15 protein-coding genes are annotated in these 16286 nt (G+C 67.9%); 6 read left to right on the top strand and 9 right to left on the bottom strand.

Features of this window, described 5'->3' with window-relative positions:
* Positions 1 to 63: 63 nt before the first annotated feature.
* Entirely contained in the window at positions 64 to 1389 is a 1326-nt protein-coding gene (locus ACZ60T_RS23365; RefSeq protein ID WP_469667620.1) for an SGNH/GDSL hydrolase family protein, read from the bottom strand.
* 198 nt (positions 1390 to 1587) lie between these two features.
* Between ACZ60T_RS23365 and ACZ60T_RS23360 the strand changes: the two genes are divergently transcribed.
* Positions 1588 to 2988 (top strand): DUF445 domain-containing protein, encoded by a 1401-nt coding sequence (locus ACZ60T_RS23360; RefSeq protein WP_469667619.1) that lies wholly within the window; start codon positions 1588 to 1590, stop codon positions 2986 to 2988.
* A 153-nt stretch (positions 2989 to 3141) separates the two neighbouring features.
* A complete protein-coding gene (locus ACZ60T_RS23355) occupies positions 3142 to 4611 on the top strand; it encodes an MFS transporter (RefSeq protein WP_469667618.1) in 1470 nt (489 codons plus the stop codon).
* A gap of 123 nt (positions 4612 to 4734) precedes the next feature.
* On the opposite strand, the gene ACZ60T_RS23350 is transcribed toward ACZ60T_RS23355, so the two are convergent.
* Positions 4735 to 5037 carry a hypothetical protein gene (locus ACZ60T_RS23350; protein ID WP_365618589.1) on the bottom strand — a complete coding sequence of 101 codons (303 nt, stop codon included), beginning with the start codon at positions 5035 to 5037 and terminating at the stop codon, positions 4735 to 4737.
* A 218-nt stretch (positions 5038 to 5255) separates the two neighbouring features.
* Between ACZ60T_RS23350 and ACZ60T_RS23345 the strand changes: the two genes are divergently transcribed.
* Both ACZ60T_RS23345 and ACZ60T_RS23340 read left to right on the top strand, forming a co-directional pair.
* Positions 5256 to 5729 (top strand): carboxymuconolactone decarboxylase family protein, encoded by a 474-nt coding sequence (locus ACZ60T_RS23345; RefSeq protein WP_469667617.1) that lies wholly within the window; start codon positions 5256 to 5258, stop codon positions 5727 to 5729.
* A gap of 94 nt (positions 5730 to 5823) precedes the next feature.
* Positions 5824 to 6201, top strand: coding sequence for a VOC family protein (locus tag ACZ60T_RS23340; protein WP_469667616.1), 378 nt, complete (start codon positions 5824 to 5826; stop codon positions 6199 to 6201).
* 25 nt (positions 6202 to 6226) lie between these two features.
* On the opposite strand, the gene ACZ60T_RS23335 is transcribed toward ACZ60T_RS23340, so the two are convergent.
* The 3 genes from ACZ60T_RS23335 to ACZ60T_RS23325 all read right to left on the bottom strand — a co-directional run bounded on the left by ACZ60T_RS23335 (position 6227) and on the right by ACZ60T_RS23325 (position 7996).
* The gene (locus ACZ60T_RS23335; protein WP_469667615.1) at positions 6227 to 6772 is read right to left on the bottom strand and encodes a class IV adenylate cyclase; all 546 of its coding nucleotides are present in this window, start codon (positions 6770 to 6772) and stop codon (positions 6227 to 6229) included.
* Between the two features lie 157 nt (positions 6773 to 6929).
* Positions 6930 to 7151, bottom strand: a complete 222-nt coding sequence (locus ACZ60T_RS23330) for a DUF397 domain-containing protein (RefSeq protein WP_469667614.1) — start codon at positions 7149 to 7151, stop codon at positions 6930 to 6932.
* On the bottom strand, positions 7148 to 7996 hold the full coding sequence (locus ACZ60T_RS23325; protein ID WP_469667613.1) for a helix-turn-helix domain-containing protein: 849 nt from the start codon (positions 7994 to 7996) through the stop codon (positions 7148 to 7150). Before ACZ60T_RS23325 ends, ACZ60T_RS23330 begins: the two co-directional genes overlap by 4 nt.
* Positions 7997 to 8223: 227 nt before the next feature.
* Between ACZ60T_RS23325 and ACZ60T_RS23320 the strand changes: the two genes are divergently transcribed.
* On the top strand, positions 8224 to 8883 hold the full coding sequence (locus tag ACZ60T_RS23320) for an ATP-binding protein (RefSeq protein WP_469667612.1): 660 nt from the start codon (positions 8224 to 8226) through the stop codon (positions 8881 to 8883).
* 23 nt (positions 8884 to 8906) lie between these two features.
* On the opposite strand, the gene ACZ60T_RS23315 is transcribed toward ACZ60T_RS23320, so the two are convergent.
* Positions 8907 to 12053 carry a DEAD/DEAH box helicase gene (locus ACZ60T_RS23315; RefSeq protein ID WP_469667611.1) on the bottom strand — a complete coding sequence of 1049 codons (3147 nt, stop codon included), beginning with the start codon at positions 12051 to 12053 and terminating at the stop codon, positions 8907 to 8909.
* A 159-nt stretch (positions 12054 to 12212) separates the two neighbouring features.
* Here ACZ60T_RS23315 and ACZ60T_RS23310 point away from each other — a divergent pair, with 159 nt between their 5' ends.
* The gene (locus ACZ60T_RS23310; protein ID WP_469667610.1) at positions 12213 to 13202 is read left to right on the top strand and encodes a YDG/SRA domain-containing protein; all 990 of its coding nucleotides are present in this window, start codon (positions 12213 to 12215) and stop codon (positions 13200 to 13202) included.
* Between the two features lie 32 nt (positions 13203 to 13234).
* Here ACZ60T_RS23310 and ACZ60T_RS23305 read toward each other — a convergent pair whose 3' ends face one another.
* The 3 genes from ACZ60T_RS23305 to ACZ60T_RS23295 form a co-directional block, all read right to left on the bottom strand.
* Positions 13235 to 14251, bottom strand: a complete 1017-nt coding sequence (locus tag ACZ60T_RS23305; protein ID WP_469667609.1) for an SEC-C domain-containing protein — start codon at positions 14249 to 14251, stop codon at positions 13235 to 13237.
* A 79-nt stretch (positions 14252 to 14330) separates the two neighbouring features.
* Positions 14331 to 15431, bottom strand: coding sequence for a CU044_5270 family protein (locus tag ACZ60T_RS23300; protein ID WP_469667608.1), 1101 nt, complete (start codon positions 15429 to 15431; stop codon positions 14331 to 14333).
* Positions 15428 to 16162, bottom strand: a complete 735-nt coding sequence (locus tag ACZ60T_RS23295) for an RNA polymerase sigma factor (RefSeq protein WP_469667606.1) — start codon at positions 16160 to 16162, stop codon at positions 15428 to 15430. Before ACZ60T_RS23295 ends, ACZ60T_RS23300 begins: the two co-directional genes overlap by 4 nt.
* Positions 16163 to 16286: the final 124 nt, after the last annotated feature.

Raw genomic sequence — 16286 nt, 5'->3', positions numbered from 1 at the left:
GCGTGGCCGGGGGCGGACGTCTCGTGCATGGCGTGAGTCCCGCGCGTACGGCGTCGGGGCCGCTCACAACTGCGCCGGAGCCGCCCCCTTCAGCGAGGTCAGGTCGAAGACCTCGGCCATCCGCTGGAAGCCCCGGTCGCTGGGGTGCAGATGGTCCCCGGAGTCGTAGCCGGGGCGCAGTCGGCGCGGGTCGTAGGGGTCGCGCAGCGCCTTGTCGAAGTCCACGACCGCGTCGTAGACCGTGCCCGCGCGGATCCGCGCGTTGACGGCCTGCCGTACCTGCTCGCGGTCGGCCCGGTAGCCGTGGTGGTCCTTGAAGGGCGTCAGCGTCGTGCCGATGACCTTGAGGCCACGCGCGTGCGCGTCGTCCACCAGGGTGCGCAGCCCCGCCGTGATCTTGTTCGGGTCGGCCCGGCCGGGGGTGCGGAGTATGTCGTTGATGCCGAGGTCTATGACGACGGCCTTGACGTTGGTGCGGCCGAGGACGTCGCGGTCGAAGCGGGACAGCGCGCTCGGGTTGTCGGCCGGGCTGCTGTCCCTCAGGACGCGGTTGCCGCTGATGCCCTGGTTGACCACGCTGTAGCGGGGCACGGCCGAGGATCCGCCCGCCGCGCGCAGCCGGGCCGCGAGGCGGTCCGTCCAGCGGTGGTTGGCGCCCACGGTGGAGGAGATGCCGTCGGTGATCGAGTCGCCGAGGACGACGACGGTGCCGCTCGCCTCGTCGCTCAGGACGTCGAGCGCGGTCAGATAGCGCCAGAAGCGGGTCGGCTCGGTGAAGTCGACACCGGTCACGTCCTCCGTACGGTCGCCCTCGGCGGCGTAGGAGATCTGGCGCGCGTGCCGGTGGTAGGTCACCGGGCCCGAGGGGGTGGGCGAGTACGTGGTCACGAGGACGTCGGAGCCCTGCGGGAGCGCGATGCGTACGGCGTCGCTGACCACCTGCTCGCCCGGGGGTATGACGACCGTCGTGGCGCCGCCGAAGGTGAGCCGGCGCATGGTGTCGGCGAGCGCGTCCGGGCCCTGGGAGGCGGCGACCGCGATCGAGGCGTGGGTGAGGGTCAGCGGCTGCGCGCCGAAGAGGTTGGAGAGCGTGACGCGGGCACCCGTACCACCGATGCCCGCGTGGACGACGTTGCGTACGGACCGCCCGGCCATGCCCACCGTCGCGGTGCCGGGCTCGGCCCCCGACGGGGAGGCCGACCAGGACCCGGCCCAGGTGCCGGTGGAGGCGGGGGCGGCGGTGTTGTGCGGGGTGGTGGGGTGGCCTGCGACGAAGCCGCCGCGGGTGCCGCCGCCGTCGGCCGAGACGCCGGCGTATATGGCGGCGGACACGGCCACGACCACGGCGATGATCGCGGACAGCAGGGCGCACCCGTGGCGCCTGGTCATGCGGTGCGTGTCTCCTCGGGCGACGGGAGCCCGAGGCTCCGGCGTTGATCATCACCATGATGGGTGATGCGGGGGAGGACGGCGACCGGGGGTGCCCTGAGCGGACCCCGAGGGAACCCTGATGATCCCCTGACCTTCTCCCTCTCGGACAGACGCCGGGAACTCCTGTTCCGTTCCAGGAGTCGTGAGGAAGAGACAATGAGTACGGGGGAACGCGATCGGGTGGAGTGGATGGACCGTACGAAACCGGAAGAGACGGGTGGCACGGAGCGGCTCAGGCGCTCCGGCACCCCCGCGCATCCGCCCACCGGACCGGTGGGCGGACCCGGCCGTGCCATGACCACCTTCACCCCCGCCGACGAGGAGAAGCGCCGGGGCGTGCGCCGGATGAAGAGCACGGCCACGGGGCTGCTGCTGCTCGTGGCGATCGTGTACACCCTCGCCAGGTGGGCCGAGAGCGCGGGCGCGGGCGCCTGGGCGGGCTATGTGGCGGCGGCGGCCGAGGCCGGCATGGTCGGCGCGCTCGCCGACTGGTTCGCGGTCACCGCGCTCTTCCGCCATCCCCTCGGCCTGCCCATCCCGCACACCGCGATCATCCCGACGAAGAAGGACCAGCTAGGTGTCTCGCTGGGCGAGTTCGTGGGGGAGAACTTCCTGTCCGAGGAGGTCGTACGACAGCGCCTGCGCTCGGTGGGCATAGCCAAGCGGCTGGGCGCCTGGCTCGCCGAGCCGGAGCACGCCGACCGGGTGACGGCGGAGCTGGCCACGGCCCTGCGGGGGGCCCTGACCGTGCTGCGCGACTCGGACATCCAGGCGGTGGTCAGCGAGGCCATCACCCGGCGCGCGAGCGCCCAGGAGATCGCGCCCGGCCTCGGCAAGATGCTGGAGAAGGTCGTCTCCGACGGCGGTCACGCCCGGTTCGTGGACCTGGTCTGCGTCCGCGCCCACGACTGGCTCGTGCTGCATGACGAGCAGGTCATGACGGCCGTCGAGGGCGGCGCCCCCGGCTGGACGCCCCGCTTCGTGGACAAGCGGATCGGCGAGCGCGTCTACAAGGAGTTGCTCCGCTTCGTCACCGAGATGCGCGACGAGCCCTCGCACCCGGCGCGCGGCGCCCTCGACCGCTTCCTGGCCGACTTCGCCTCCGACCTCCAGTCCGACACGGACACGCGGGCGCGCGTGGAGCGCCTCAAGGGCGAGGTGCTCGACCGTGCGGAGGTCCAGGACCTGATCGCGTCCGCCTGGACGGCCGTACGATCCATGATCATGTCGGCCGCCGAGGACGAGCGCAGCCAGCTCCGGCTGCGGGCGCGGGCGTCGCTGCTGTCGCTGGGGCGGCGCATGGCCACGGACCCGAAGACACAGGCCAAGATGGACCACTGGGTCGAGGGCGTGGCGGTGCATGTCGTGACGACGTACCGCAAGGAGATCACGTCCCTGATCACGGAGACGGTCGCGAGCTGGGACGCCGAGCACACCACGCGCAAGATCGAGGCGCACATCGGCCGTGATCTGCAGTTCATCCGGATCAACGGCACGGTGGTCGGCTCACTGGCGGGGTTGCTGATCTACACGGTGTCGCGGACGCTGGGGGCGTGACCCGCGGTCGCGCGGACACGGGGTGAGGGCGGCGCTCGCGGATGGCACAGGGAGCACTCCGGGCTCGGAGGCGGTCGGCGCCGCCACGCGGGCCCCGGTCCATGGCTCTGACGCGACGGGCAACTCCATACAGGCAGGCCCCAGGAGGCAGCCATGTCGGTCGGCGCGACCCGGACCGGTACGGTCACCAGCGCGATCCCGGCCCGGCTCGACCGGCTGCCATGGGCGCGCTGGCACTGGTCGGTCGTCGTCGGACTCGGCACGGTCTGGATCCTGGACGGCCTGGAGGTCACGGTCGTCGGCAATATCGCGAGCCGGCTCTCGGAGCCCGGCAGCGGCCTGCCGATCACGTCCGGCGAGGTCACCGGCGTCGCGGCGGCGCTGTATGTGGCGGGCGCGTGTTCCGGTGCCCTCTTCTGGGGGCGGCTGACCGACCACTACGGCCGCAAGAAGCTCTTCATGATCACCCTCGTGGTCTATCTGAGCGCCACCGCGTTGACCGCGGCCTCCTTCCAGACCTGGTGGTTCTTCCTCTTCCGCTTCCTGACCGGCTTCGGGATCGGCGGTGAGTACGCGGCCATCAACTCCGCGATCGACGAGCTGATCCCGGCGTACTACCGCGGCCGTGTGGACCTGGTCATCAACGGCAGCTTCTGGCTGGGCGCGGTGGGCGGTTCGCTGCTGTCGATCGTCGCGCTGAACACGCGCCTGCTGCCCAAGGACGTGGGCTGGCGGCTGACGTTCGCCCTCGGCGTCGTCCTCGGCCTGGTGATCCTCGTGGTGCGGCGCCATGTCCCCGAGAGCCCGCGCTGGCTGCTGATCCACGGCAGGCACCGGGAGGCCGAACGGGTGGTGTCCGCGATCGAACGGCGGGTGAGCGCGGAGAAGGGGCCGCTCCCGCGCCCCCACGGCGAGATCACCGTCCACCAGCGCACCAGCGTCGGCTTCGGCACCATCGCCCGTACGGTCTTCCGTGACTACCGCCGCCGCGCGGTGCTCGGCTTCTCCCTCTTCATCGGCCAGGCCTTCCTCTACAACGCGATCACCTTCGGCTTCGGCGCGATCCTGACGACGTTCTTCGACGTCCCCACCGGGAACACGGGCTACTACTTCGCCGTCATCGCCTTCGGCAACTTCTTCGGCCCGCTGCTGCTCGGCAAGCTCTTCGACTCGCTGGGCCGCAAGGTGATGATCTCCTCGACCTATCTGCTCTCGGGCCTGCTGCTGTTCGCCACGGCCTGGCTGTTCGACCGGGGCGCGCTGGACGCGGTCACGCTGACGGCGTGCTGGTCCGTGGTCCTGTTCTTCGCGTCGGCGGGCGCGTCCAGCGCGTATCTGACGGTCTCCGAGGTGTTCCCGATGGAGACGCGCGCGATGTCCATCGCCTTCTTCTACGCGCTCGGCACCGCGGCCGGCGGTATCAGCGGCCCGCTGCTCTTCGCGGACCTCACGAACACCGGCCGGGTCGGCGACACGGTCCTCGCCTTCCGGATCGGCGCGGCGCTGATGTGCGCGGCGGGCCTGGTCGCGGCGCTGCTCGCGGTACCGGCGGAGAGACGCTCCCTGGAGGACATCGCCCGCCCCCTGACGGCGGCACCGACGGAGCAGCCGAAGCGGCCGTGAGGTGTCAGGCGTGCCGGTCGGCCACGGTCCGCGAGGCGGTGGCGACGGGTGTGGCTGTGAGGTGTCACGCATGCCGGTCGCCCATGGTCTGCGGGGCGGGGCGTCGGGTGTGGCTGTGAGGCGTCACGCGTGCCGGTCGGCCACCGCCCAGGAGGCGAGGGCGACGGCCCCGGCGACCCCGAACACGGAGGGCCAGGCGCCCACCTTCTTGGCCAGCGGGTGCGACCCGGCGAACGCGGCGATGTACGCGGCGGTCAGCGCCCCGGCCGCCGGTCCGCCCGCCTGCTTGCGCCACTGCTGCGCGGCAGCGGCGCCCGCGACGGCCAGTACGACCCCGCCGAGCTGTCGCTTCTTGGTCCAGCGGGCGACCCCGTACCCGCCGACAAGCCCACTCGCGGCCACCACTGCCGTAGGAACCTTCGCCATCGCTGCCTGCCTCCTCGGTACGTCGCCCGGCTGCCCCGATGGCCGTCCGGCGCAACGAGGCTAACTCCGCGTACGGAGGCGCCGTGCGGTCGGGGTGAGGGACACGTGACGGCGAACCGTGACACACACCACACCCGACGATCGCGCAGACCTGTCACAACCGAACGCCCCCGAACCGTCAGTGAGGTGTAACAGCGGGACACAGCAAGGAGATCGTCATGGAAGCCCGGCTCAACCTCTACCGCAGCTCGCTCGGGCCGCAGTTCGGGAAGCACCTCAACGCGGCGGGCAGGGTCGTCATGGACTCGACGCTGCCCGTCACCGTCCAGCACCTGGTGGAGATCCGCGCCAGCCAGATCAACGGCTGCGGCTTCTGCGTGGACATGCACACCAAGGAGGCCGCCCGCGCCGGGGAGACCTCGGTACGCCTCAATCTCGTCGCGGCCTGGCGTGAGGCCACGGTCTTCACCGAAGCCGAGCGGGCCGCCCTGGAACTTGCGGAGCAGGGCACCCGCCTCGCGGATACCCCGGGTGCCGTGACGGACGAGGCCTGGGCGAACGCCGCCAAGCACTTCGACGAGGAGCAACTGGCCGTCCTGGTAGCGGCGATCGCCGTCATCAACGCGTACAACCGCCTGAACGTGATGGTCCGCCAACCGGCGGGCGACTACCAGCCGGGCCAGTTCGACTGACCAGGGACCGGACGGCAGAGGGCCCGCAGGACCACCACCCCTGCGGGCCCTCAACTCCCTGGCCCCCGAAGGAGATCCGTGATGGGCTTACGGCATGGCTTCCGTAATCCGTCACGTCACCATCGACTGCGCAGACCCCTACACACTGGCGACCTTCTGGGCCAAGGCCCTGAACGGTTCGCTGGCCGACGACGACAACCCGGGAGACCCGGAAGCGCTGGTCCGGACCCCGACTGCCACGCTGCTCTTCATCAGGGTGAACGACACCAAGACGACGAAGAACCGAGTCCACCTGGACCTCCAGCCCCAGGACCGCACCCGCGACGAAGAGGTCGCCCACCTGCTCACCCTGGGCGCCACTCTCCACTCCGACCACCGCAGACCGGACGGCACAGGCTGGGTCACACTGCACGACCCGGAGGGCAACGAACTGTGCGTGGAACGGAGCGCGGGGGAGCGGGCGCGGGACTGATCGCAGGGGCGCCCCAAGCCTTGGCTCATTCCGAGAACAGGAGCGTGGGCTCGGCGAGGATGTCGCGCCCGACTTCGCTCTTGTAGATCTCGTCAACGCTCCCGAACCGAGCCAGCGAGTAGTCGAGACCCAGTGAGGCCGCGGCCTGACGAACCGATGCCTCATCAGGTCCTTCGATTTCGACGAAGGTGTCAAGGTCAGGCCAGGTGTCGAAGTCGAAGACGACCTCGCCGAGGCGCCACTCCTCACGGTAGTTCTCCTGGTAGCGGACCTCGCGCAGACCGAGCTCCAGCAGGATCTCCGCCATGGCCTGTAGGTTGGTGACCTCGGTCTCGATCTCAGTGATGCCGTCGATCCTGGTGGCGTCCTTGACCTGCTTGAGCGTCAGCGTGGACCGGGTTCCCTCATCCCGGAGCCGGACCCACTGATTCCCGTCAAGGCCGTCACTCTCAAAGATCTTGCGGGTGAAGAGAGTCGGCGGAAACTCCTGCGTGGCGCCCAGTGCGGTCAGCTTCGCCTGAAGGTCGGCAACGTCCACCGACAGGAACTTGGCCTCGTACTCGTGCTTCATGTTCCTCTTCTTCGGGTTCGGATGAGCCATCGAGTGGGTGCTGTTACGGCAGTTGGCCCCAAGAGCGTGGGTGTGGCACTGGATGCTCAGATGGCCACACCCACGGACTCCCCGTTGATGAGCAGGCGCCGTGCATCCGGGCCGGAGAACACGACCGCTACCGGCGGCCCCCGACTTCACCCCGACTCAACGCACCCACGAAGCTGTTCCAGGCCTGGGCCGGTACGGCGATGGTGGGGCTGTCTGTGCGCTTGGAGTCACGTACGAGGGTGCCTTGGGTTACCACTGCGCACTCGACACATTCGCCCCCGGCGCCGTTGCTGTACGACGACGTGAACCAGTTCAGGCGGTCGTAGTTCGAAGGCTCTGCCGTGTTCAATTTGCGTACTCCTTCACAACGGATTTGATCAACTGACCGGAACGCTGAGGGCTCAGGGCCGCGGCCCGAAGCCCGTCGAACGCCCGCGTGTATTCACGAACGTGGTGCTCGCCCTCGAGATACGTGGCATCGGTGATGCCATCCCGGTAGACGAGGTCGGGGTCTTCCGGATCAGGGAAGCCGAGCATGGTGAAAGGACCCACGACTGGTCGGGTTCCGGAGTCGAGGGGCAGTACCTGCAAGGTCACACTCGGCAGTTCGCTCGATTCCAGGAGGTGTTCGAGTTGGTCTCGCATGAGCGCCCGATCTCCTATGACGTTTCGCACAGCCGCCTCGCTCACGATGAACCAGGCTTCGGGCGCTGAGGACTTGGTCAGCATGGCCTGGCGTTCCATGCGCACACGAACCGCTCGGTCGATGTCCTGCGGAGACATGTGTGAGCCGGTCCTGTGTAGCTCAGAGGCGTACGCAGCCGTCTGTAGAAGGCCGGGTAGCAACTCGCACTGGTACTGGCGCAGCGTTGAGGCGTCCTCTTCCAAGCCGATGTAGATGTTGAACCACTCGGGAACCCCGGCGCCGTGCACCTGCCACCACCCGCGCATCTTGGCCTGCCGTGCCAGCGACTTCAGGAACTCGCGCAACTCATCGCCGGTGCCGTAGAACCGGCAGAGGGCGTCGACGTCCGTCGGCTGGACCTTGCCGTTTCCCGTCTCCATTCGGTTGACCTTGGAACCACTCCAGTCCAGGGCATCGCCGACCTGGGCACAAGTGAGCGCGTTCTTCTCGCGGAGCCTCTTGAGCTCAATCGAGAGTCGGCGACGGCGTGCGGTCGGCGAACCGGCCATTTCATCCCCTTCAACGGTCCATCGGATAGCCGGCGTTCAGTCTTGCGCCAAGGCGTGCGCTTGCCAATCACTCAGAAGTGGGAATCTCGCCGTGCACATTGCACGAAGGGATACGCGACCGTCATTCTGACGGCCAGGGACACTCACCGTGAGCGGCCATCACGCTCCGCTGGGTGGGTGCGTGTTGGTGTACGACGAGAGGGGTTCTCGTGTTCCAAGAAGCCTGTATGTCACGCAAGCCGTGGGACTTGGCCTTCACGGCTGAACCCACGGAGGTGTCCGCCCTGCGCCGCATCATGCGGCTGCATCTTGGGATCTGGGGTTTGCACGATCTCGCCGACGACGCTCAACTCTGCGTAAGTGAGCTCGTATCCAACGTCATTACGCATGTCGGCCAGGGCACCCCCGCCACCCTGGCCGTCTCCATGAACGGCACTCACCTGCGCATCGAGGTCTCCGACCCCGACACGCGCGCTCTTCCCACTCTCCTCGACACGGACCCTGACGCCGAGACGGGACGCGGTATGGCCCTTCTCGACGCCATCGCCGATGGGTGGGGCGTCGAGCTACACCCCGATCGGAAGGTCACGTGGTGTGAGTTGGCCACATCGCTAACCTCGCCGTACGGGCATGTAGGAGGCGCAGGCGTCACTCGTGCTGAGACCTTGCTCGGCCTCTATGAGGAGGTCCGTCGGCCGAGTCAGCCGAGTCCCGGCAAGCTGAGCACGTTGATCGCTCAAGAGACGGTCATCGACGTCTTGACGGATGTTCTCCACTGGTTGCGCGCTCATGGTTGGGACGCGGACGAGGTGGTCGACCGCGCCCAAACCCGTTTCGACGCGCAGACCGAGGGGTGCGAGGGCCTGCCGTGCCGCACCGCGGGGTGAGAAGGCAGGCCCGGACGTTTCCCTTACCCCGTGGCGATAGCCGAGTACGCCCACACATCGGCCGGAAGCTCGTGCTGGAGCTCCCAGGTGATCGCCATCGGCTTGCTGCCGGTGTGCTTCACATAGGTCGCCGGGCCCAGGAGCATCCAGGGTTCGGACTTGCCGATGCTGTTGTTCTTGTAGCGGCGCAGGAACAGCAGGACGTGGCTGCCCTCCTTGTCATGCCGCTGGTAGCGCAACCCCGTCGGGGAGTTCTCGGGAGTATTGCCCTGCGATTCCCAGTGGAACTGGGTGGGGCTGATCGCGTAGTCCTTGTAGCGGACGCTAGGCGAGAAGTCCCGCTCGTTCTTCTCCTGGGTGATGAGAAGGGCGTCGGTCTTGAGCTCTTCGACCCAGGCCACTCCTTGGGCGAAGACTCCAGGCATCTGTCCGCCCAGTCGGGCCACTCCGAGGGCCGCGAGGAGTTCAGAGCGGTTGTAGGAGCTGTGGATCCTCAACGGAACATGGCTGAGCGGACCGTCCAGTGGGATGGGGAAGTGGTCGGTTCGGTCGAGGACGTACAGCAGGACCTGCCGCAGTTCGTCGCGGAACACGCGCTGTGCGCGCAGCGACTCAAGGCCTTCGCGATAGCTGGAGAAGCCACCCGCCTTGTCCCACAGGTTGAAGAACAACATGCGGGCGTACACCTGGTCAGTGGAGGAGAGCGCGTCGTAGTCGGGGGCGTCGTCTGTGAGGAGGCGCAGATAGGCCTGAGCCCGCTCAAGGTCGTCCACGTGCAGGAAGGCATGGACCCGCTTGAGGAGCTCTTCCTCTCCCGGCACACCGGACTCTTCGAGGAGCTTGGCTTTGCGTAGGACCGTCGTCCAAGAGTTCTTGCTCTTGTAGAGCTCCTTGATCTCACGACGGCTCTCGCGCAGGTAATCGGCCAGCTTGGGCGTGCTGTAGTCCCTGACCTCCTTCGCCAACGTGTTGATCGTGGCGTTGAGTTGCGTACGGATGTTGTCGAGGACGAGGTCCTTGGACTTGCCCTCCAGGATGATCTGGCAGCCGGAGGGCAACTGGGGGAAGCCACGCTCGATGCTGTCGACCAGACGGTTGCGGGAGAGGTTGGTCAGGGCGCGGAACTGTTCCTCGAAGCGGAACTCCGCCCGGTGCTGGCCGATGAAGTCCAGCACCGTCAGTACCGGCTTGTTTGGTGTACGGCGCAGCCCGCGGCCCAACTGCTGGAGGAAGACGGTCGCACTGTTCGTAGGGCGCAAGAGCAGCAGCGTGTCGACGTCCGGGATGTCCAGGCCTTCGTTGAACAGGTCTACCGAGAAGACCACCTGGATACGACCGGCCTTGAGGTCGTTCAATGTGCGCTCGCGCTCGGCGGGGCTTGATTCGCTGTCGAGCGAGGCGGCCTGAAACCCCGCCTCGCGGAACTGGTCAGCCATGAAGCGTGCGTGCTTCTTGGACACACAGAAGCCCAAGGCGCGCATGGCGGCGGGGTTGGCGATCTTGTCCTGGACCTGCTTGACGACGATCCGGGCGCGTAGGTGGTCGGCCGAGTAGAGGTTGCCGAGCTCATCTCGATCGTAGGAACCCGCACGCCAGTTGAGCTGGGAGAGATCGGTGCCGTCTGGGATTCCGAAGTAGTGGAAGGGGCACAGGAGATCGTTCTCCAGCGCTTCCCACAGCCGCATCTCGGCGGCGATCCGGCCCTTGAAGAACTCGTCTTGCACATTGAGCCCGTCCATCCTCTCCGGTGTGGCGGTGAGGCCGAGCAACTCGGTTGGTGCGAAGTGCTCAAGGACGCGACGGTAGGTGTTCGCAGTGGCGTGGTGGAACTCATCGATGACGATGACGTCGAAATGGCCCGGGTCGAGCTGCTCCAGCCGCTGGAGGTTGAGGGATTGGACGCTGGCGAAGACATGCGTCCACTCGCGCGGCTCCGTCCCGTTGTGAAGCAGTTCACCGAAGGAGGCGTTGCCGAGCACCTCCTGATAGGTGCGCAGCGACTGCTTCAGGATCTCCTTGCGGTGGGCGACGAAGAGCAGCCGGGGGAGTTCACCGTGGCGTTGGTCGCGTAGGTTGCGATAGTCCAGGGCCGCCATGACGGTCTTACCCGTACCGGTCGCTGCGACCAAGAGGTTCTTGTGATGGTTACGGATCTCGCGCTCGACGCGTAGCCGCTCCAGCATGTCTCGCTGATGCGGGTACGGCTGGACTTCGAGTCCCGACAGATTGATCTTGAGTTCGCCGCTTGGCCCCTTGCCGCCAGCCTGGGCCAACGCCTCGGCGAGCCGGTCGCCGTCCTTGTCGGGGTCGTACGCCTCGAAAGCGACGTCGTCCCAGTACGCGTCGAACGTCGCCTCGAACTTGTCGATCACTCGCGGTGTCGCGACAGACGACAGCCGTACGTTCCACTCCAGACCATCGAGCAGCGCGGCCTTCGACAGGTTGGAACTGCCCACATAGGCCGTGTCGAAGCGGGTGTTGCGACGGAACAGCCAAGCCTTCGCGTGCAGACGCGTCGAGCGAATCTCGTAGTTGACCTTCACTTCGGCGCCGAACTCCCGGACCAAGCGGTCCAACGCGTGCCGTTCCGTGGCGCCGATGTACGTGGTCGTGATGACCCGGATTGGGACCTCGCGCTCCTTCGCAGCGCGCAGCGCGTCCTCCAACACGCGTATGCCGTGCCACTTCACGAACGCGCACAGCAGGTCGACTCTGTCGGCCGTGGCGAGTTCGGCACGCAACTCGGCGCCCAGATTGGGATCATCCGGCGCGTTGGTGATCAACGCCGTTTCCGAGAGAGGCGTCAGGGGGCGCATCGCATAGACGCCGGGCGCTTCTTGCTCCGCGAGAGCGAGCAGTTGCCGCGGGCCGTCGACGATGGTGTCGGGGGTGTCGTCCGCTGACGAGTCGGGGGCGCTGTCAGCCAGGGCCTGCATGATCTGGTTAGCAGCGGACACCCGTTTCTGCGGCGGCAGTTGACTGAGTCGACGCCCCGCGGCCTCACCGATATACCGGGCCAGCACATGCGGCGCGGACTCCGCGCTGACCTCTGCGTCGACGGCCTTCCAGCCTGCGGTTTCAAGCCCCCCTATCCGATCGCGCAGGTCCTCAGTGACGAGCTGCTCATAGACGCCGGCGACGGGGTGTGGCATATCGCCCAACTCAGTCATATTGGCTCCCTTAACGCTTCAGGCGCGGTGCATATGTCTAACAGAGGTCGCTGGTGGCCGGGTGGGTGGCACCACCTCGCGTTCGCCCCCCATGTCACAACTGATGCAAGTTGGTTAGTTAGTTGACAGGGATGATCGAATTCTGTCCAGTATGGACTCATGGGAATCGAGCGAGTTATCGGCCACATCGAAGGTGTTCCTGTGGGGTCGGTCTTCCATAGGCGGTTGGACGTGATGCGGGCCAAGCTGCATCGCGCCAATCAGAAGGGCATCTCGTGGCTCGCAGATGCTGATGGCAGCGACGTTGGTGACGCCATCGTGCTGCATGGGGGGTACGAGGATGACGAGGATCACTGGACCTGGGTGCGGTACACCGGAGCTTCTCCGGACGATGACAAGGAAGACGGAACGGGGAGGCTGCTGCGCAGTCAGTCGTGGACATATCGTGATAATGCTGCCCTGAAGCTGAGTTATGAGCGAAAGCATCCCATTCGCGTCATCCGTGGCTATAAGGGAGATCCTCGGTACTCGTTGCCCGATGACTATAGATATGACGGACTATACGAGATCAAGGCAATTCGCACTGCCGTCTCCAAGTCGCCTGCGTCAGATGGCTCTGAGATCAAGATCTGTCAGTTCGACCTCGAGCGCCTTCCCGATCAGGTCCAGGCGCAGACGCGTCTAGAGAGGAAGATCGTAGACGTACTCGAAGAGTTGGGGAAGCAAGAGAAGGATGAGAAGTTCCCCGAGGTACGCACGGTGGAGGTGCAGCGTTTCGTACGAGACGCGGCAGCAGTCAGGCGAATCAAGGAGCTCTACGAGGACGAGTGTCAGGTCTGTGGTCTGCGACTAGTTGGGCCCGATGGCAGGCCCTACAGCGAGGGCGCCCACATCAAGCCGTTGGGTAAGCCTCACAACGGACCTGATGTGGAACCAAACATTCTCTGCCTCTGCCCAAATTGCCATGTTCGACTTGATATTGGAGCCATCGCCATAGCAGACGACTGGTCGATCGTCGAGCGTGCGGGGATCTTCGGTACGGGTGTCTTGCCGAAGCTCACGACGAAAGGGTGGCACCAAGTACATCCGGACTACGTCCGTTATCAACGTGAACTCTGGGAGAAATCCACTGGCCCCTGGCAGGGATAGTAGTCAGGAGATCACGGTGAAACGGCTGCGCGCTACACCACCCCGTGGCACTCCTCGTACGCCTTCCCCGAATCGCACCAACACCCGGTCCCACGCTCCGGCGGCCAAGCAACCGCTCGCCCCCGTGCCGCCAGTGTCGTCGCGTACTGGGGGAGCAGGGTCGGGTCTGTCGGGCGGGATCCCTCTGAGGCTGCGAAGGCCTCGTAGGACGGGACCGTGCCCGTGACGATGCCGAGGTTGGGGGTGCCGGAGGCGACCAGTTCCCGGAGTGAGGCCTCTATCGTCGCCAGGTGGGCCTCGTGGGAGGGGTACTCCGTGGTCAGGGACGGGTACGCCGTCACCAGTTCGGTCAGTTCGCGGGCCGGCCAGTGCAGGACCGCGACCGGGAACGGGCGGGACAGGGCCTCCCGATAGGTGCCCAGTTCCGCGCGCAGGCGGCTGATCTCCGCCGCCAGCTCCGCCGGGTTGTTCGAGCCCAGGGACCAGACGCGCTTCGGGTCGTGGAGCTCGTCCAGGGTGACCGGGGCGGAGTGGAGGGTGTCGGCCAGCATGTCCCAGTCGTCGTGGGCGGCGGCCAGCATGCGGCGGACGCGGTGGCGGCCGAAGAGGAGCGGGTGTGTGGAGTGCGGGGGCGCCGTCTCGGTGTCGCCGAGCAGGAGGCTCAGGCCCTGCGTGAAGGTCGCCTCCGCCGCCTCCAGCTCGTCGTGCGACTCCAGGGACTCCGCCACGATCACCCAGGGCGCCGGGTGGCGCGGGGAGGCCGCGCGGATGCCGTCGATGATCGCCCGTGCCTCCGCCTCGTGGCCGTACTCCCACAGGTTGGACGCCTTCAGGGCGCGGACGAGGTGGGGGTTGTCCAGCGGCTCGGCGGACGACAGCAGGCGGTCGTACAGCGCGGTCGCGCCGGGGCGGTCACCGGCCAGTTCCCGGTGGGCCGCGGCCTGGAGCAGCAGGTGTTCCGCGTCCTCGGGGTACAGGCCGGCGGTCCGCTCCAGGCGTGCCGCTTCGGCGTGGTGGTCGACGTTCTCGGCAGGCGTGTCGGGGCGCATGGCAGACACCGTACTGCCGCCGACCGACAGGGGAGAGAGATTCGCAGGTCAGGGCCGTCCGACCCGGTGAGGCCCCGCGCTACGCCGTCGCCCGCGCGGGGGTCGCGCCCGCGCGGTCCACCGCGGCCTTGGTGAGGACCGCCGACGTGCCGACAACCGTCCCGGCCGGGCCCGCGTCACCGGCTTCCGTGAGCACCGATCGTTCACCGAGGAACGCGTACGTGGTCCGGTCGAAGATCCACTGTGTCTGCTGCCCATGTGCCGTACGGGCGACGGCGACGCCTTCGCGCCCCGCGGCGTCGGTCGCGGCGTGGATCACCGTGACCCCGGGGATCTTCGCGGCGGCCTTGTACAGCGCGGCGCTGACCCGCGGTGGTGCCCAGGTCTCTGCCAACAGGTCGCCGATCGCGGTGAACGCCCGCTGGTCCGGGTCCTGGCCCTGGCCACGCGTCTCGTCCCGGATCAGCTTCAGCAGGGCGTCCGGGTCGGTCGGCAACGACGCGACGTAGGTGTAGGTCGGGTTGTCGATCGACGGGCCCGTCTCGTTCGGATGGCTCGGTCGGGGCGTCGCTCCCGGGCCGTCGACGGTGTAGGTCGGCGCGTCCGCGCCGAGCGGGGAGTCGGGACCGCCTTCCTCGCGCAGCAGGCCCGTACGACTGCCGTCGGCGGACAGCCACACCTGCCGCGTGTGCGCGGGAGCCATCGTCACGGGGCCTCCCGCGGCGCTCTGCCCCGCATAGGCGACCTTGCTCTCGACGTACACGAACTGGTCGGCACGGACGGCCGGTTGCTTCTCCTCGGCGGCGGCGAGTGCGACGCGGTCGAGGAGTCGCTGCGCTTCGGGTGCGCGGGGGGTGCCGTCCGCCGTGACCGCGGTGGTGCGGCTACCGGGGGCGTCGGTGAGGTTCACCGCCACGATGCCGCAGACCGCCATGGCGCAGGCGAGGGCCGGTACCAGGACCCGGACCCGTCGCGGGCGCGAGGCGCGGGCGCTGACGCCGCTGTCCGGGGCGGCGAGGGCGGCTTCGCGCAACAGCGCTTCCTTCAGCAGCGGTTCACGGTCGGGACCCAGGTCCGGGACCGGCGGCGGAGGCAGCAGGTCCGCGAGGTCGAAGCGCTCGGTCTCCTCCGACCGGTGGTGCGCACGCTCCTGCGTACGGCGCCGCGGGGTGATGTTCATCCGTTGTTCTCCTGGGTCGACCAACGGGCCGCGAGGACGCGGTCCGGTACTGGCTTGTCGGGGGCGGCGGAGGGTTCCCCGCTGGGCGTCGTGGGCGTCCGTCCGGCTCGGGCCCGCGTGGCCTGCGCACGTGTGGCTCGTATCGCCGGTGTGGCCCGCGTGGCCTGCGCACGTGTGGCTCGTACAGCCGGTGTGGCCCGCGTGGCCTGGGCGTCGGCCAGCTCGCGCAGCCGGGTACGCGCGCGGGACAGACGTGACCGGACGGTGCCGACCGGCACGCCGAGCGCCTCGGCCGCGGCCGCGTAGTCCAGTCCCGCCCACACCACGAGGGTGAAGACCTCCCGGTCACGGCGGCGCAGCCGGGCGAGCGCGCTGTGCGCGGCGCGCAGCTTCTCGGTATCCGCGAGGTGCGTGACGAGGTCGTCGGCGAAGTCCGGGATCGAGCCGCGTTCCGGGACGCGGGCGAGCGCGATCTCGCGGCGTCGGCGGGCGCGCGCGTTGCCGCGCATGACGTTCGTGGCGATCCCCAGCAACCACGGGCGCAGACTGTCCCCTTCGGGGCGCAGCCTCTCCCGGCTGCGCCACGCCTCCAGGAAGGTCGCCGAGACGACGTCCTCGGCCTCCGCCCAGTCGCCCGTCACGCGCAGGGCATAGCGGTACAGCACTTGAGCGTGCTCGTCGTACAGCTCTCCCAAGGCGTCGCGGTCGCCGCGACGGAAGCGATTCCTCATCAGTGTTTCCACACTCTGCTCTGCCTCGTCCGGCACATCAGTTCCGGTGACGTGCACCACACGACGCGAGCGCGAGCGGACTCCGCCCGCGATGTGACGCGGAACACGGGAACCCCGGCGCCCG

It is taken from the genome of Streptomyces sp. NPDC104371 (assembly GCF_055583785.1).
This window is presented reverse-complemented; position numbering and strand designations above follow the sequence as displayed.

What these genes read in the sequence shown, in the direction of transcription:
- ACZ60T_RS23365 (WP_469667620.1), bottom strand. Translation starts at nt 1,389, where the DNA reads ATGACCAGGCGCCACGGGTGCGCCCTGCTGTCCGCGATCATCGCCGTG.
- ACZ60T_RS23360 (WP_469667619.1), top strand. Translation starts at nt 1,588, where the DNA reads ATGAGTACGGGGGAACGCGATCGGGTGGAGTGGATGGACCGTACGAAA.
- ACZ60T_RS23355 (WP_469667618.1), top strand. Translation starts at nt 3,142, where the DNA reads ATGTCGGTCGGCGCGACCCGGACCGGTACGGTCACCAGCGCGATCCCG.
- ACZ60T_RS23350 (WP_365618589.1), bottom strand. Translation starts at nt 5,037, where the DNA reads ATGGCGAAGGTTCCTACGGCAGTGGTGGCCGCGAGTGGGCTTGTCGGC.
- ACZ60T_RS23345 (WP_469667617.1), top strand. Translation starts at nt 5,256, where the DNA reads ATGGAAGCCCGGCTCAACCTCTACCGCAGCTCGCTCGGGCCGCAGTTC.
- ACZ60T_RS23340 (WP_469667616.1), top strand. Translation starts at nt 5,824, where the DNA reads ATGGCTTCCGTAATCCGTCACGTCACCATCGACTGCGCAGACCCCTAC.
- ACZ60T_RS23335 (WP_469667615.1), bottom strand. Translation starts at nt 6,772, where the DNA reads ATGAAGCACGAGTACGAGGCCAAGTTCCTGTCGGTGGACGTTGCCGAC.
- ACZ60T_RS23325 (WP_469667613.1), bottom strand. Translation starts at nt 7,996, where the DNA reads ATGGCCGGTTCGCCGACCGCACGCCGTCGCCGACTCTCGATTGAGCTC.
- ACZ60T_RS23320 (WP_469667612.1), top strand. Translation starts at nt 8,224, where the DNA reads ATGTCACGCAAGCCGTGGGACTTGGCCTTCACGGCTGAACCCACGGAG.
- ACZ60T_RS23315 (WP_469667611.1), bottom strand. Translation starts at nt 12,053, where the DNA reads ATGACTGAGTTGGGCGATATGCCACACCCCGTCGCCGGCGTCTATGAG.
- ACZ60T_RS23310 (WP_469667610.1), top strand. Translation starts at nt 12,213, where the DNA reads ATGGGAATCGAGCGAGTTATCGGCCACATCGAAGGTGTTCCTGTGGGG.
- ACZ60T_RS23305 (WP_469667609.1), bottom strand. Translation starts at nt 14,251, where the DNA reads ATGCGCCCCGACACGCCTGCCGAGAACGTCGACCACCACGCCGAAGCG.
- ACZ60T_RS23300 (WP_469667608.1), bottom strand. Translation starts at nt 15,431, where the DNA reads ATGAACATCACCCCGCGGCGCCGTACGCAGGAGCGTGCGCACCACCGG.
- ACZ60T_RS23295 (WP_469667606.1), bottom strand. Translation starts at nt 16,162, where the DNA reads ATGAGGAATCGCTTCCGTCGCGGCGACCGCGACGCCTTGGGAGAGCTG.